The following is a 14,775-nucleotide window of genomic DNA, read 5'->3' on the forward strand; positions in this document are numbered from 1 at the left end:
TGAATCAAAGGCTTGAGTCTGTAGAATATGCCGGATTTGAGAGGGAGCTAAATGCCAGATGGTTCAGGAAATCGGTGAGGTTGGGTTTACCAGTGCTTTCCAATTTTACCTCTGTCAGGGAGGGTAGGTGCAGGGCAAAAAACAGGTGCTTTCGGGCAGTTTCAAACAGCGTACTCACTAGCGCATGCGGAAAAGGATACGCCGGGTTTATTTCCAACACGATCAAGGCGACCTTGTGGCATAGGCTTTTGTAATCCTTGAACAATCCGGCTTTGTTGTCTGTGTCTACTTCTTTTGTTAGATAAGCCTTAGAAGCTTCCTGTACCACAATCCTGGCCAGGGCATTCACATCCACATTGGCCACCAGCGGCTCACTTCCGTGGCTCCCGGCCAGAATACGGATGAAGGTTCTTAGTTTTTCAGAGGAATCAACCACATGGTGGGTATGGTAGCTGATTCGGTAATCTAGCCAGTTCCAGTACCAGGAAATAAGGTACAGCAACAGCTTGTGCTTGTTTTCAAAATATCGGTACACCGAGGCCTCGGTTGAGGTCATTTGCTGCGCCAGCTTTTTGAAGGTAAAATGCTCAAAACCCAGCTCATCAATAAGCCGGATACTTTCCTTCACAATGGTCCTGCCCAATTCGGTTTGCTCCGGATCTCGCAGGAAAAGTTTTTCATTCAGTTCTATTCTTATGGTGGCGCTCATGGCTATTCAATGCTATACTTTTCACAAATATATAAACACAATCTTTAATAATAGCATTACTATCACAAGTATAACAACTACTTCTCTTGATTTGTTTTGACTCTCTTCAGCATTATTGAGGTAAATAGAGATATGTATAAAGAGAGTTGAGGCAAATAGCCCATTTTTTGGAATTATAAGAAAAGCCTCTGCTTTAAGCCTGTTTTCATAAAACAGGCTTAAAGCAGAGGCTTTTAAGATTTTTAAAGCAGCTTAACTAAAAATTTGCTTAGGATACTGCTCTAAATGAAAATGCCCTGCAGAAAGCTTTCGCTAGGCCTGCAGGGCAAACAATCATGAAAAACAGGTAAGATTATTTTGCAGCTACTAAGTCTTTCTGAGCTACTAAGTCAACGTTCAATACAAACTCGTTGCTGATGGCTTTGTCACCTAGGTTGTCAAAGAAAGAACCTGAACCATATTTGATGTCATATTTGGTTCTGTCTACAGTGATGTTGGCTTTTGCTTTAATCTGGTTTCCAGCGTGGGTGATGGTAGCTGGGAATTGGATTGGGTTCTTAATGCCTTTGATGGTCAAATCACCAGCCACTTGGTATTGGCCTTTGGTTTTGGTTGGAGTCACTTTCGTGATCACTAACGTAGCTTTTGGATGCTTGGCAGTACTGAAGAAATCATCAGACTTCAAGTGACCTACCAGGTTGCCGTTCATTTTGGCATCGGTGATGTCTGTGCAGGTGATAGAGTTCATGTCAATGTCAAAAGAACCTCCTAAAATGTTCTTGCCATCGCTGTTCAGTCTTCCATCGGCAATGTTGATCACACCTGAGTGCTCACCAGTTACCTTAGTACCTTTCCAGGTTACTTTAGACTGGTTCTTCACTACTTTGTACTCAACTCCTTTGCCGGCGAAGGCGAATGTTACCAACGCTACCAGCGCTAATAATACAGTGTTTCTAAGTTTCATTTCTGCTTTGGGTAATTGTTTAACCTGTGCAAATGTATAGACAATTAATGTATATACACACATTTTGGTTCCAATTATTTTTTATTTTTTTCCTTTTTAACTGAAAAGGTAAAATCGACCCCAAAACAGCAGTTAAAAGGAAAGGAGAATGGACTGGTTATCGGCCTTGCACAAGGGTCTTTTGCAGGAGTTTGTTGTAGGTAGAATAAATGGTGTACTGGTTTTGCACCTCATTGTACTGCACTGTAACCGGGTAACTGGTATTGATAGGATCTTCTCCCAAAGGCTGCGCCTGCACATCAAAGAGATAGGCCTTCCGGGGACCGGTTTCCCAGATGACGTACAACTTGCGGTCGCCGCCAAAATGGAAGTACTGAACCTCCTTGGCTGAAGAAGTGACAAAGCGGCGGTCCAGGAGCAGTTTCCCGTCTTGGGCAAATAGGGCTACCCGGCCCGGGTCTGAGCGGGCAATGATATAAGACTTCCCTCCTGCTTCAGGCACAAGTTTAAAGGTGCTGCGCCGGTCAGGGCGCAGAAGCTGCTCGCGTTTGGTGATCTCACCGGTTAAGTCAAAGGTGATCACCTGCCCATCCTGGGTCACGGTAGTGAAAAGCGAACGCCGGAAAGAGATACCCAACTTAGGGAAAAGCCCAGACCGAAGGTTGGCGTTCAGGTTGATCGGAAAACCAGGATAAGGCTCACCCTGTGCCCCGAAAGCGTAGATAAACCCATTTTCAAGCACCACCATCACCACATTGCGACCATTTACTTTCACGTGCTGCGGCGGGGCGGCCAAGCGGCTATCCAGGCGCAGGGGATTCCACCCTGCCTGCAAGTTGCCCTGCATGTCCAGCATAAAGATATTGCCCAAGTTATCATCCGCCGCCAGACGGTAATCTCCGGTTTTATCAAAGTCAAAAACCGTCAAGCGTTGCAGCCTAAGCGAATCTCCCAAAATAAAGGGGAAGTTCTCTTCCTCCTTGCCGCTTTTGTCTATGCAATGAAGGCTGTTGGTGGTGGCAAAGAAGTACTTGAGGCGTTTGTCCTGGCCATAGGGCAGTTGCAGAACGGGACCCATCACCCGCGACGACAAGGAGTCGCTCCAGTTACGGCGGCCGCGGTTGGTGCCAATGCCGTACAGAACCAGCGCCGAGTCTTGCACGACCACTTCGTTGCTGTTGTCTGCCACAAACTGGGTCAGGAACGGCGAGGAGATAAGCTTGCTTTTAAAATCAAAGGTTTCTTCTTGCCGGATACCCTGGTCCGCCAGCACCGTTTTCACCCTGGACTCCTCCTGGTGGCGCAGCAGGAAGCTGGTATAATATTGGTTTTCAGCGGCGCTGAATTGCACGCTGAAGTAGTTGAACTTCTTGATGATGGCGCTGTTGCTGAGCAAACTCACTTGTTTCTGCGGACTCATGGAGCGCAAAAGCAGGTTCCAAGCGTGGCTGGTATTGACGAACAGCCCAATGTTGTCTCCCTGCTGTGATTGCGTGAGAAAAGGCTCCAGAGCGGCCGATTTACTCCAGACCTTCCCCTCCTCTACTTCAGTGAGCAGCGAGCGCATAGTGGCCACGTCATCGGTGAAAAGGATGTAGTTCTGCAGGGTGGTATAATAGGTCTGCTCAAAGCCTTTGAACATCTCGCCAAACAATTGCTGGGGCAGTTCCCGGGCGGTAAGCAACCGGATAACGTGGTTTCCGTGCTTCTCTACCGTGCCAGCCGTCTGGCCCGGTTGCAAGCGGTTGAGCATCTTCTGCGTCTGGGCCGGGTTAGCAGATTGCGCAAACAGAATCTTCTCTGGGCTGGTCTTGGTATCGTAGGCTTCCAGGTAGCACAGGCCCAGTTCGCCGGCAAAAGAACCCGAGAGCGAGTCAAGGTACGAGCCTGCAACAGGGGCAGCGCCCAGCCTGAGCGAGCTCATCTGGTTTAAGCCCATGTGCAACACAATGGCCGCCCTTACCGGCAGCACCTCCCGCATGTTGAAGGTCTTGGCAGGATGTCCCTTCATGCGGCTATACAAAGAGCCTTCCACCGTCTCTGGGTGCGAAAACCCGTTCATGAACAGCCGGTTGTTGTCCAGTTTCAGCTCTAACAAGCTGTTGCGACAAAGGCTGCTGAACATGTTCACGTCGTCCAACAGGTCTTTTTTCAGGAAAACGCCCAGTAAATCGGGTACATGCTGGTAGTTAATGAACACGTTGGCGTAGACATCGTTCTGGCTCAGGTAATTGGTGTTCTTGTAGTCCTTAGCCGGCGACTCCAGTTGCCCGCGGTTGATCTTCCGGATGATCTCTTCTACCAGTACTGAGCTGGGACTGATGACCAGGTTGTTATGGAAGCTGAAATAAGAAAGGTTTTCGTTGTTGTTTTTGTGAATGATGTCAGTGATCTGGAAGCCCTGGTAATCTCTGACCTCTTGCCGGAACTGCCCAGATTTGCTTAAGTTCTCCACCAACGTACGAATGTACCGGTGCTGGGCCACGGTGCTTACGGGTACGTAATAGATCATCTCGTACTCAGAGCGGCCCAACACATGCATGGAAACGAGCACGTTCTTCTTGGTCAGGAAATTACGCAGTTGGGAACGGCCGGTAGATGAAATACTGTCCAGCAAGGTTAACTGGTCGTCCATCCGCAGCACGTACGGCATCTGTGACACGGTGGCCCATAAGTCTGTCTGCTGCAGGTGATCCAGAAACCGAGGGGCATTGTTGGTCTCCACCACAAAAACGGCATTGTCGGGTACCAGCGTCCAGAGGCTCACCTTTTCGCGTGCCTCGGTCCATTTTGAAAACCCATAGAAACCCAGCGCCAACAGCAGCACCACACCGCACAGCCAGTAAATCGTCTTTTTCGACATCCTTGAAGGGTTAGGAACACAAAAATAATGGAAAAACCACCGCTTCAGCGTTCGGTCGGTATAAATTGAAGATTGTGCCCACCGCAGCCTTGCCTGCGGGTTTTCTTTTTAACTTGCGGCTCATCGGAATGAGAAGATAAAGGAGTGTATGGCTCTTGTTTAAAAGCTTCCTTAATTCTTATTCAACATTTTCAGTTTATATGCGCGTTGTGATCCAGCGGGTGTCTCAGGCATCTGTGACCATTGAAGGAACCGTTAACGGACAAATTGAGCAAGGCCTCTTGGTGCTGGCCGGCTTCACCGCTTCTGACACTCCGGAGCATTTATCCTGGACCGCCAAGAAGATTGTCCAACTCCGGATTTTCTCTGACCAGGAAGACAAAATGAATTTGAGCGTACAAGACGTAAACGGAGGCATTCTGCTCATCAGTCAGTTTACGCTGTATGCGCTTACCAAAAAGGGCAACCGACCGTCTTACATCAATGCCGCTCCACCTGCTGTGGCCATCCCGCTGTACGAGCAGTTTCACCAGCTTTTGGAGAAAGAACTGGAAAAGCCCATACCCACTGGCATCTTCGGCGCCGATATGAAAGTGGCCTTGGTCAACGACGGTCCCGTCACCATTACCATTGACTCGCAGAACCGAGAGTAAGTTGATTGCTGGTTGTTGATTGTTTTTCGGCCTTCTATTTTCATCCTGTTTTCACAAAACCGACCTTGAAACAAATCAGCGGCAACCACCAATATTTCCTTGGCTCTTGACGAACAACAATCAACAATGAACAATCAACAATTAAAGAAATGACCTTAGAAGAAGCACAACAAGCCGTAGATACTTGGATCAAAGACGTAGGCGTGCGCTATTTTTCAGAGCTGACCAACCTGGCCATCCTGACGGAGGAGGTAGGTGAAGTAGCCCGCATCATCTCGCGTCGCTACGGTGATCAGTCGTTCAAGAAAAGCGATGAGGAGGTGGACTTAGGGGCAGAGATGGCCGATGTGCTGTTTGTGCTCATTGCGCTGGCAAACCAGACAGGCGTAAACTTGACCGAGGCATTCGCCAAAGGCATGGAGAAACGCACTTCCCGCGACAAAGACCGGCACCAGAACAACCCTAAGTTGCGGTAGAAACTGCTAGAAAAAATTTCCCGTTTTAAGGCTGATCTTTGTTGAATGGCCTTGAAACGGGTTTTCACCAATGGAGGCAAACTCGCTTCTTAAAGCTTACATTCTTCTTCCCAATTTCTTCCAGTATTGGGCTGTCTCTTTGACCTGACCTTAGGTCCTTGAGATAACCCATAACTGAAAGAAACTATGTATAGAACCTCCACTCCTTCCAGCACCTCCCCTACTTTCCTTTGCCACGTCTCGGCACGTTTTACCTTCCTCCGCAAGGGATCAGTAGCCATCCTGTTTATTCTTTTCATCAGCTCGGCGCAGGCCCAGATTTCGCCGCCGGGCGTAGGCTCCACCAAGGGCGTCAGTTGGAGCGCCTTTGGGTTGACGCAACATCTGGGAACGCGTTGGGTGTCCAGCACTTACGCAGGAGTGGCCCGGGAAAGCGACCCTGATAATTGGGCCTTGTTCAAGAAGCAGGGTTTGTTGGTTCTCAACCAGGAAGTAGGCTACGGCTTCCATCCTCACTGGCAGTTCACAGTGGCGGGAAGTTTTAGGCGGCAGAATGAATATTTAGCGGAGGCTCCTTATAAATTGGAGAACCCTGCCCATAAAAAGGAAGTGCGCTATTACAGCCGGCTACAGTACAAGCACCAACTTAGACAAGTGGCCATTACCTATACCTTCCGGCCGGAGTGGCGCAGATTTTATCAGTCTTCTGCTACGCCCCTCGCAACGCCCGAGGAAATCAGAATCAGGCTGAAGGCGCAGGCCAGTATTCCCCTGAACCATGCCCACAGCAATTTCCTGATCGGAGGGAACGAGGTCCTGACGGTGACGGATAAAACCAAGGAGAACACCTGGTCGGCTTACCATTTCACTGAAGACCGGTTATCCGTGTATCTCCGGCATGTGTTCGCCCATTCGTCGCTGAGTGTGGATCTGGGTTTGATGGAGCAGTTCAAGCTGCAAGGTCATAAAACTACCTACTTGGCCTTTGATCTGCTGTTGCAAGATCCCTTCGGGAAGCATGCTGCGCATTAAGGCTGGGCTTTCCATTCAAATAAAAAAAGCCTTGCCTCTATTTTCGAGCTGATTTGTGGGAACCGGCCCGAAAACAGGGACAAGGCACTAGAACGTGTTTCTTGACGATTACGCAAGTTCTGCGGGCACCAGGAAATCTGCTTTGAGCACGGGCACTACAGTGTAGGTATCTTCCTGCAGACAGAATTCAATATCTTTCAAAATGTGCAGGCGCTCTAACCGTTGCACGTGCGATGACTTGGACAAGAAGCCTAACATATCTGCCTTGGCAGTTTGGTACAGGTGATAGGCCGCCAAGGTAGCGTCATGGTTTAGGGCGAAGTCCTCCTGGAGACGTTCTGCCAGGGCACCGGCAAACAGCGTGTCTTCCAGGTTGAACATACCTTTCCAACCGGCGCACACCACTACCACATCTTTTCCTTTTTTGCGCACATAATCAGCGACGGCGCCTACGTTCAGGAAAGCACCCACCAAAACCTCATCGGCGGGGCGGGACAGTCTTATGGCCTGGGTGCCGTTGGTGGTGGTGATGGCCAACATTCGGCCAGAGTGGTCTTCCTCTAAGTAATGGAAAGGAGAATTCCCTAAGTCAAACGCTTCGGCTTTGATACCGTCACGTTCGGCGGCGACCAGATAGCCTAAATCGCGGTACGCCAGGCATGCCTCTAATTCGCTTACGGGGGCAATGTGGGTGATGCCGTTAGATAAAGCGGTCACCATGCTGGAAGTGGCGCGCAGCACATCCACGGCTACGGCAATCTTTCCGGTTAAATCATACAAAGGCAACAGCTCGGGGCTGAAACAAACGTCTAAAGAAGGCATGTTGGAATAGTTCTGAGTCTTAAGTTCTGAGTCCTGAGTTAGGGAAAAAAGATTGGCGTTTAGAGGCTGCTTTTACAGAAGCAGCCTCTAAACGCCAAAACAGGTTCTGAGTCTTAAGTCAAAAAAATTACGTTTTCAACCCAGGACTCTGGACTCAAGACTCAGAACTCACTTACACGGTTGGTTTATAGAAAGGCAGTTTTACCACCTGGGCTTTCAGTTGCTTGTTACGGACCTTGATAAAGATCTCAGTTCCCGGGGCAGTGTAGTCGGTTTGCAGATAGCCTAGACCTACGCCTTTTCCCAAAGAAGGCGACATGGTGCCCGAGGTTACTTCGCCAATGGTGGCTCCCTCGGCGTTTACGATCTCGTAGTGGCTGCGCGGAATGCCTTGCTCCATCATCTCAAACCCGATCAGTTTGCGGCTTACACCTTGCTCTTTCTGGGCTTTCAGGTTCTGGGCGTTAGTGAAGTCTTTGTTGAATTTGGTGATCCAACCCAAACCGGCTTCTAGCGGAGAAGTGGTATCGGTAATGTCGTTGCCATAGAGGCAGTAGCCCATCTCCAGGCGTAACGTGTCACGGGCACCTAAGCCAATGGGCTTGATCCCGAAGGCGGCACCGGCTTCCATGATTTTCTGGAAAACCTCTTTGGCGCTCTCGTTGGGCACGTAGATCTCAAATCCGCCCGCGCCGGTATAACCGGTGGCCGAGATGATCACGTCAGGTTGGCCGGCAAACTCGCCTTTGTCAAAGGTGTAATACACCATATTGGCTAAATCAACGGAGGTCAATGACTGCAGGGCTTCGGCGGCTTTGGGTCCTTGCACCGCAAACAGAGACATCTCATCAGAAATGTTCTTCAGCTCGGCTCCTTCTGTGTTGAACTGGCTTATCCAGTTCCAGTCTTTTTCTATGTTAGAGGCGTTCACCACCAGCATGTACTCTTCCGGGGCTAGGCAATACACCAACAGGTCATCCACAATCCCCCCATCGGCGTTTGGCAGGCACGAATACTGGATTTTACCCGGGGTCAGTTTAGAGGCATCGTTGGTGGTCACGCGTTGGATCAGGTCCAGGGCTTTAGGGCCGGAAACCAGAAACTCGCCCATATGCGACACATCAAAAATACCCACGCTTTTCCGGACGGTGTGGTGCTCATCCAGGTCTGAACTGTAGCGTACGGGCATGTTGTAACCGGCAAAAGGCACCATTTTCGCGCCCAATGCTTCGTGCACATCATTCAGGGCTATTTTCTTCAATTCCATGTAGGTGTGTTTTAGGAGTCTCTGTTTAAGAAAGGCAAAAGTATGAAAATCGGGCGGGTTTCTAAATCTTTAGTACAGGGTTAACCAGAACACGCAGTTAAGCCCCGCACTTGAAACAGAAAGCAAATGCAGAGGATCACTAGTGCAATCAGTTGCCTACATAATCCTATTAATACTACTTTTAAGTGACTTCTTTTACACAGTTCTGATTATGTGGCGATTTTATATAAATAAGCTAAAAACCTTATTTAATTTATAACTATTAACAGAAAGTCACTAAACTTTAGCCTTTTCACCTACGTATTTGAACCTACAAAGCACTTCTCCTGCCCTTTTGCGCCTGCTAATTCGTTTCCCAGATTCTGATTTCACGGCCTTATCTAAACAGGAATTTTTAAGAATGACGTGCTTTTTACACTAAAAGCAGGGAGATATGAGTTTCCGGGAGACAATCTTAACTGAGGCTTTGGTGGTTCTTGAGCAAAGAGGCATTGAGGCAATCTCTATTGAAAAGCTGGTGGAAGAGTTGGAGATTTCGCGCGGAACGCTGATTGAAATTGCCCCTTCCAAACGGGAGTTGGTGCAGCACTGCATTGCCCACTCGCTTATTGTGCGGCAAAACGAAGTGGATCGTGTCATGGAACAAGCAGAACACCCCCTAGAGGCCTTTCTGCAACTGTTGCAATTGAGTGTGGAGGAGGTACGGTCTTTCAGCCCGGCTTTTGTGCAGGACCTGCGCGATTACCACCCCCGGTCCTGGGCCCGGTTAGAACTGTTCATGCGTTCGCTTTCCAATAACTACCTGCAGCCGCTGCTGGAGAAATGCATTGCCTTAGGCTACCTACAGCAAGATCTTCCGCCACAAGTGGTGGTGCGGCTTTTCCTGCATCAGTTGCAGGGACTTTTGAATCCGCAGCTTTTCCCAGCTTCTGCGTTTGATTACCAGCAGTTGTTTAGAATAGTGGTGGTGTACCATTTACGCGGCTGTGCCACCCCCCTGGGCCAAGCGCAGATTGAAGCCTACACCTACAAAACCACGGCGGTGTAAGTACCGCAAAAACTCTATTTTTGTACAGCCGGCCTCCTTGTAGAAAGGGGTAGCGCGGCTGTTTCTGTATTTACTCTGGAGGTGGGCCCCATCTCTTCTAGCGCACATTACATGAATCTTTCAACCAAGCTCTTCGCCGGCTTCGTTTTAATTTCGTTTCTCTTCACCTCGGTGGCCATCGTGAATTACCGCCTTTCTGAGGATGTGATCTCCAACTCTGAGTTCGTGACCGCCTCTCAGAACATCACCCGTACCTCGGCCTCCCTGCAACGGAGTCTCATTGACATGGAAACCGGGATGCGAGGCTATCTTTTGACGAGTAACAGAACGTTCCTGGATCCCTACTTTTCCGCCGATGCCCTCATCCCCGACCAGTTTGAACTGCTAAGGACCTTGATGAAAGAGAACCCTGATCAGTTGAAACGAATTCAGGAGATTGAAGACCTCCACCGCAAATGGAAGTTTGAGTTTGCCCAGCTTTTGATTGCCGAAAAAGACAAGGAAAACGCCGCCGGCAAAGAAAACCGGGGCATCACTACCCTGGAGCATGGTTTCCTGGTTTTAAACGAAGAAGGAAAGCGCCTAACTGACCAGATGCGCATTTACTTCAAAGACTTCAACAGCATTGAATACAAGGTACGGGCCGAACGGAACGCCCGCTTAGAAAAAAGTATCGCCAACACGCGCCGCATCTCCACTACTTTAACGGTTATTTCGGTGCTGATGGGCCTTGGTTGGGCCTATTACATTACCCGCCTGATTTCGCGCCGCATCCTTAAAATGGTGAACCTGGCAGACCGCATCTCCCACGGAGAGTACAAAACCCAGATTGAGGACGATGCCAACGACGAACTCACCCGCCTTACTGAGTCCCTTAACCGCATGGCCTCCACTATTGACACCACCTTCACCGAGCTGGCCAGCAAAAACAAGGAACTGGATCAGTTTGCCTACGTGGTGTCCCATGACTTGAAAGCCCCTTTGCGCGGGATTGAGAATGCCTCCAGGTGGGTAGAGGAAGACATGGGCAAAGAGTTGCCGGCCCACATTCAAGAGTACCTCATGATGATGCGGATACGGGTGCACCGCATGGAAAACCTCATTAACGGTATTTTGGACCTAGCCCGCATCGGACGCACGAACCTGGAAGAGAAAATGGTAGACGTGCAGGCTCTAGTGTATGAGGTCATTGACATGCTGAACCCGCCCGCTGGGTTCCAGATCCATATCCCGCACCGGTTACCCGTGGTGCAGGCAGCCAAGGTGGAATTGCAGCAGGTTTTCTCCAACCTCATCAGCAACGCCATTAAGTACCACCACGCCCCTACCGGCAACGTGACCATCGCTTACCAACCTTCGGAAGACCTGCACGAGTTCTCCGTTATAGACGACGGCCCCGGGATTGAAGAAGAGTACCATGACCGCATTTTCGTGCTTTTTCAAACCTTGCAGGAGCGCGACGCCGTAGAGAGTACCGGGGTAGGATTAGCCATTGTGAAAAAGATTATTGAGCGCCGCGGCGGCACCATCAGGGTCACTTCTACCCTGGGCCAAGGCTCCACTTTCACCTTCACCTGGCCCACCTTGGTTTTGGAGGAAGCCTGATTACCTTCTATATTTGACGATTGCCAATATTAAAAAAGTGACTATGAGTGAATCTCAGCAAAGTATTTTGTTAGTGGAAGACGATTACCTTGATGCCATGAGCGTAGAGCGTGAGTTACGGAAAATCAAGGTGATGGTGCCGCTACACAAAGCAAAAAACGGACGTGAGGCCCTAGCCTTGCTACGGGGAGAGCCTGGAACACCTAAGTTAAACCCATTGCCTAGTATCATTCTGCTGGACATCAACATGCCTAAGATGAACGGAATAGAGTTTCTGGAAGAACTTCGCCGGGACCCCTATCTTTCAGACATGAACGTGTTCATCATGACCACCTCCAACGAAGACTCTGACCGCTTTGCCGCCCAGAACCTGCGCGTGAACGGCTACATTGTGAAACCCCTCACCTTTGACACCTTCAACGACGGAGCTTCCAGTCTGGACAGCTTCAGCCTTTTCCTGGATTTGTTGAAAATGAAGCCCCAATAGCAAACCAAATTGCTTTAAAGCCGAGAGGCGTTTTGCTGTCCTTTTCCTTAAAAGACAGCAAAACGCCTCTCGGCTTTTATAGACATCTCAATTGAATTCTTCTATTCTAGAGCAACTCCTCCAAAACAGGAACTTCGGTTTCGGGGAGTAATTTGAAGGTCATCCGGTGGTGTGGGGAAACTCCATGCTCTCTGATGGCATTCCGGTGGGCCTTGGTGGGGTAACCGGCATTCTGCTCCCAACCATACTGAGGGTAAGCCGCCCCTAAGCTACTCATCAGCTCATCGCGGTGGGTTTTAGCCAAGATAGAAGCCGCCGCGATGTTATAAAACCGGCTGTCGCCTTTGACCATGCAGGCATGGGGCACCTCTTTGTAAGGCGTGAAGCGGTTACCGTCTACCAAAAGGAATTCCGGGGAAATAGTCAGCAGATCGGTGGCGCGGTGCATGGCCAGGAAAGAGGCCTTCAGAATGTTGATCTCATCAATCTCCTGGGGACTCACCTCGGCCACGGCCCAGCAAACCGCTTCCCGGCAGATTTCCTCCCGCAGCTGCTCCCGCTGCTTTGCGCTCAACAGCTTTGAGTCGGTGAGCAGGGGGTGGAAGTAATCCAGCGGAAGCACCACGGCACCCGCCACCACCGGGCCGGCCAGGCAGCCTCTTCCTGCTTCGTCCAACCCCACCTCCAGAAGTTTTCCGCTATGATTTGCGATCAGCATGCTACAACTATTTTATCATTTTCTACTCCAAAACAGGCAGCAAAGGCAAATAATTCTCTGATTGTATAGCTCTTTTTAGATATATCTCATTAAATTAAGCGGTCTGTTAATGAAAAAGCTTCTTCTTTGACAGGCTCTTTCGCTTTTTTCCGCTGCCCTTACCAACCCAAACTAACAAACAAAAAATGAATCAACCCAACCACCAACCCCACGAAATCTTAGAAAGTCCTGATTTCAAGAAACTGGTCAAGAAACGATGGTCCGTCTCCCTTATTCTCACCTTTACCATGCTGCTGGTTTATTTTGGGTTTCTGTTGGTGGTGGCGTTTAACAAGCAAGTCTTAGCTACCAGAATTGGGGAGTACACCACGCTGGCTATTCCCATTGGGTTAGGAATTATCCTGTTTGCCTGGGTACTCACAGGTATCTATGTTTTCTGGGCGAACAGCGACTATGACACGTCGGTGCAGAACCTGAAAAACAAAATCTCCTAGCTTTCCCTTCTTCCAACCAAAGACTTCCTTCAACGCTATGTTGCCTCTCCTGCTTTTACAAGCCCCCAGCACTTCTACCTTGGGCACGGCCAACCCGGTCTCTATTGGCATGTTCTTTTTGTTTGTGGCCGTGACGCTCTACATCACCTACTGGGCCGCCAAGAAAACCAAAACCGGCTCAGAGTTCTACGCGGCGGGCCGCAGCATCTCTGGTTTCCAGAACGGCCTGGCCTTGGCGGGTGACTACATGAGCGCTGCCTCCTTTCTGGGTATTGCCGGCATGGTAGCCACTAAAGGCTACGACGGACTCATTTATTCCATCGGATTTCTGGTGGGCTGGCCGCTCATCATGTTCCTCATCGCGGAGCCTCTCCGGAATCTGGGCAAATATACCTTCGCTGATGTGGTGGCTTTCCGGCTTCGGCAGCGCCCTATCCGGATTGTGTCTTCGGTGGGTTCTTTGATGACCATCGCTTTTTACCTGATTGCCCAGATGGTGGGTGCCGGAGGCCTGATCAAAACCCTTTTCGGATTGGATTATGAGATTGCCGTATTGGTAGTGGGTTGCGTGATGACCCTGTACGTGCTGTTTGGTGGCATGATTGCCACTACCTGGGTCCAGATCATAAAAGCCGTGCTACTTTTGAGCGGAGCCACCGTTCTGGTGCTGCTTTCTCTAGCCAAGTTTGGGTTCAGCCCAGGCAACCTGTTGGAAAGTGTAAGTACCCAGTACGGGCAGGAAATGCTGGCGCCGGGCGGCTATATCACCAACCCGTTTGATGCCCTTTCCTTAGGACTAGCCCTCATGCTGGGCACTGCGGGCTTGCCACACATTCTCATGCGTTTCTACACCGTGCCCGATGCCAAGGCTGCCCGCAAATCGGTGTTCGTGGCAACGGGGTTCATTGGCTATTTCTACCTGCTTACCTTTCTGATAGGTTTCTCAGCCATGGCCCTGGTGGGCAAACCGGCCATTGAAGGTATTGACAAGGGCGGTAACATGGCAGCGCTCCTGCTGGCTGAGCAAACCGGCGGAACTGCCTTTTTGGGCTTCATTGCCGCGGTGGCCTTTGCTACCATTCTGGCGGTTGTGGCGGGGCTCACTTTATCTGGGGCGTCCAGCATCTCACATGACCTGTACGTGCACGTGTTCAAGAACGGCGTTTCAGACGAGAAAGGCGAAATGAAAGTAGCCAAACGCGCCACCATCGCCTTGGGTATCCTCTCTATTTTACTGGGTCTGGTGTTCAAGGGGCAGAATGTGGCGTTTATGGTGGGGCTTGCCTTCTCCATCGCGGCCAGCGCCAACTTCCCGGCCTTGCTCATGTCCATCATCTGGAAGCGTTTTACCACCCAGGGAGCTGTTTGGAGCATTGCCACCGGCGCGGCTCTTTCCCTAATTCTCATTGTACTCAGCCCTACCATCATGGTGGACATCATGGGCTACGACGAAGCCATCTTCCCGCTAAAAAATCCGGCGCTGGTTTCCATGTCTGGCGCGTTTTTGATGGGGATTGTGGTGTCTCTCCTGAAACCAGAAGCTACTGCCGCCGCCAAGTTTGAATCTGAAAAGCTGAGAACGTATCTGGGCGTTGGCGCCGAGTAAACTGCCATATCCCGCAAATGGCGTTTAGGGG

General features: G+C 50.1%; 14 protein-coding genes. 8 read left to right on the forward strand and 6 right to left on the reverse strand.

The genetic code is table 11. From position 1 onward, the window contains the following. Positions 1-4: 4 nt before the first annotated feature. From ACW9SV_RS01675 to ACW9SV_RS01685, 3 genes are all read right to left on the reverse strand, one after another. Positions 5-709, reverse strand: a complete 705-nt coding sequence (locus tag ACW9SV_RS01675; protein WP_479555001.1) for a TetR/AcrR family transcriptional regulator — start codon at positions 707-709, stop codon at positions 5-7. A 352-nt stretch (positions 710-1,061) separates the two neighbouring features. Beyond that, positions 1,062-1,673, reverse strand: a complete 612-nt coding sequence (locus ACW9SV_RS01680) for a YceI family protein (RefSeq protein WP_479555002.1) — start codon at positions 1,671-1,673, stop codon at positions 1,062-1,064. Positions 1,674-1,830: 157 nt separating this feature from the next. Further along, positions 1,831-4,536: a hypothetical protein gene (locus ACW9SV_RS01685; RefSeq protein ID WP_479555003.1), complete on the reverse strand. Its 2,706-nt coding sequence runs from the start codon at positions 4,534-4,536 to the stop codon at positions 1,831-1,833. Positions 4,537-4,736: 200 nt separating this feature from the next. On the opposite strand from ACW9SV_RS01685, the gene dtd reads away from it, so the two are divergent. From dtd to ACW9SV_RS01700, 3 genes are all read left to right on the forward strand, one after another. After that, positions 4,737-5,189: a D-aminoacyl-tRNA deacylase gene (dtd, locus tag ACW9SV_RS01690; RefSeq protein WP_479555004.1), complete on the forward strand. Its 453-nt coding sequence runs from the start codon at positions 4,737-4,739 to the stop codon at positions 5,187-5,189. Positions 5,190-5,338: 149 nt separating this feature from the next. Next, positions 5,339-5,665, forward strand: coding sequence for a nucleotide pyrophosphohydrolase (locus tag ACW9SV_RS01695; protein ID WP_123132688.1), 327 nt, complete (start codon positions 5,339-5,341; stop codon positions 5,663-5,665). Positions 5,666-5,851: 186 nt separating this feature from the next. Next, on the forward strand, positions 5,852-6,697 hold the full coding sequence (locus ACW9SV_RS01700; RefSeq protein ID WP_479555005.1) for a DUF2490 domain-containing protein: 846 nt from the start codon (positions 5,852-5,854) through the stop codon (positions 6,695-6,697). A 108-nt stretch (positions 6,698-6,805) separates the two neighbouring features. Here ACW9SV_RS01700 and ACW9SV_RS01705 read toward each other — a convergent pair whose 3' ends face one another. Beyond that, positions 6,806-7,519, reverse strand: coding sequence for a 2-phosphosulfolactate phosphatase (locus ACW9SV_RS01705; RefSeq protein WP_479555006.1), 714 nt, complete (start codon positions 7,517-7,519; stop codon positions 6,806-6,808). Positions 7,520-7,691: 172 nt separating this feature from the next. Further along, on the reverse strand, positions 7,692-8,786 hold the full coding sequence (gene gcvT, locus ACW9SV_RS01710) for a glycine cleavage system aminomethyltransferase GcvT (RefSeq protein WP_479555007.1): 1,095 nt from the start codon (positions 8,784-8,786) through the stop codon (positions 7,692-7,694). Between the two features lie 433 nt (positions 8,787-9,219). On the opposite strand from gcvT, the gene ACW9SV_RS01715 reads away from it, so the two are divergent. The 3 genes from ACW9SV_RS01715 to ACW9SV_RS01725 all read left to right on the forward strand — a co-directional run bounded on the left by ACW9SV_RS01715 (position 9,220) and on the right by ACW9SV_RS01725 (position 11,926). Next, positions 9,220-9,834 carry a TetR/AcrR family transcriptional regulator gene (locus ACW9SV_RS01715; protein WP_479555008.1) on the forward strand — a complete coding sequence of 205 codons (615 nt, stop codon included), beginning with the start codon at positions 9,220-9,222 and terminating at the stop codon, positions 9,832-9,834. Between the two features lie 111 nt (positions 9,835-9,945). Then, a complete protein-coding gene (locus tag ACW9SV_RS01720) occupies positions 9,946-11,439 on the forward strand; it encodes a sensor histidine kinase (RefSeq protein ID WP_479555009.1) in 1,494 nt (497 codons plus the stop codon). A 43-nt stretch (positions 11,440-11,482) separates the two neighbouring features. Continuing rightward, a complete protein-coding gene (locus tag ACW9SV_RS01725; RefSeq protein ID WP_479555010.1) occupies positions 11,483-11,926 on the forward strand; it encodes a response regulator in 444 nt (147 codons plus the stop codon). 106 nt (positions 11,927-12,032) lie between these two features. Here ACW9SV_RS01725 and ACW9SV_RS01730 read toward each other — a convergent pair whose 3' ends face one another. Beyond that, positions 12,033-12,644 carry a ribonuclease HII gene (locus ACW9SV_RS01730; RefSeq protein WP_479555011.1) on the reverse strand — a complete coding sequence of 204 codons (612 nt, stop codon included), beginning with the start codon at positions 12,642-12,644 and terminating at the stop codon, positions 12,033-12,035. Between the two features lie 185 nt (positions 12,645-12,829). Between ACW9SV_RS01730 and ACW9SV_RS01735 the strand changes: the two genes are divergently transcribed. Then, a complete protein-coding gene (locus ACW9SV_RS01735; protein ID WP_479555012.1) occupies positions 12,830-13,138 on the forward strand; it encodes a DUF485 domain-containing protein in 309 nt (102 codons plus the stop codon). A gap of 37 nt (positions 13,139-13,175) precedes the next feature. Beyond that, complete coding sequence (locus ACW9SV_RS01740) at positions 13,176-14,744, forward strand: sodium:solute symporter family transporter (RefSeq protein ID WP_479555013.1); 1,569 nt, start codon at positions 13,176-13,178, stop codon at positions 14,742-14,744. Positions 14,745-14,775: the final 31 nt, after the last annotated feature.

The sequence above is a fragment of the Rufibacter sp. JT20002 genome, assembly GCF_056491185.1.

Bases quoted from the DNA above. Each gene is read 5' to 3' on its own strand.
- ACW9SV_RS01675 (WP_479555001.1), bottom strand. From the start codon at position 709: ATGAGCGCCACCATAAGAATAGAACTGAATGAAAAACTTTTCCTGCGA.
- ACW9SV_RS01680 (WP_479555002.1), bottom strand. From the start codon at position 1,673: ATGAAACTTAGAAACACTGTATTATTAGCGCTGGTAGCGTTGGTAACA.
- ACW9SV_RS01685 (WP_479555003.1), bottom strand. From the start codon at position 4,536: ATGTCGAAAAAGACGATTTACTGGCTGTGCGGTGTGGTGCTGCTGTTG.
- dtd (WP_479555004.1), top strand. From the start codon at position 4,737: ATGCGCGTTGTGATCCAGCGGGTGTCTCAGGCATCTGTGACCATTGAA.
- ACW9SV_RS01695 (WP_123132688.1), top strand. From the start codon at position 5,339: ATGACCTTAGAAGAAGCACAACAAGCCGTAGATACTTGGATCAAAGAC.
- ACW9SV_RS01700 (WP_479555005.1), top strand. From the start codon at position 5,852: ATGTATAGAACCTCCACTCCTTCCAGCACCTCCCCTACTTTCCTTTGC.
- ACW9SV_RS01705 (WP_479555006.1), bottom strand. From the start codon at position 7,519: ATGCCTTCTTTAGACGTTTGTTTCAGCCCCGAGCTGTTGCCTTTGTAT.
- gcvT (WP_479555007.1), bottom strand. From the start codon at position 8,786: ATGGAATTGAAGAAAATAGCCCTGAATGATGTGCACGAAGCATTGGGC.
- ACW9SV_RS01715 (WP_479555008.1), top strand. From the start codon at position 9,220: ATGAGTTTCCGGGAGACAATCTTAACTGAGGCTTTGGTGGTTCTTGAG.
- ACW9SV_RS01720 (WP_479555009.1), top strand. From the start codon at position 9,946: ATGAATCTTTCAACCAAGCTCTTCGCCGGCTTCGTTTTAATTTCGTTT.
- ACW9SV_RS01725 (WP_479555010.1), top strand. From the start codon at position 11,483: ATGAGTGAATCTCAGCAAAGTATTTTGTTAGTGGAAGACGATTACCTT.
- ACW9SV_RS01730 (WP_479555011.1), bottom strand. From the start codon at position 12,644: ATGCTGATCGCAAATCATAGCGGAAAACTTCTGGAGGTGGGGTTGGAC.
- ACW9SV_RS01735 (WP_479555012.1), top strand. From the start codon at position 12,830: ATGAATCAACCCAACCACCAACCCCACGAAATCTTAGAAAGTCCTGAT.
- ACW9SV_RS01740 (WP_479555013.1), top strand. From the start codon at position 13,176: ATGTTGCCTCTCCTGCTTTTACAAGCCCCCAGCACTTCTACCTTGGGC.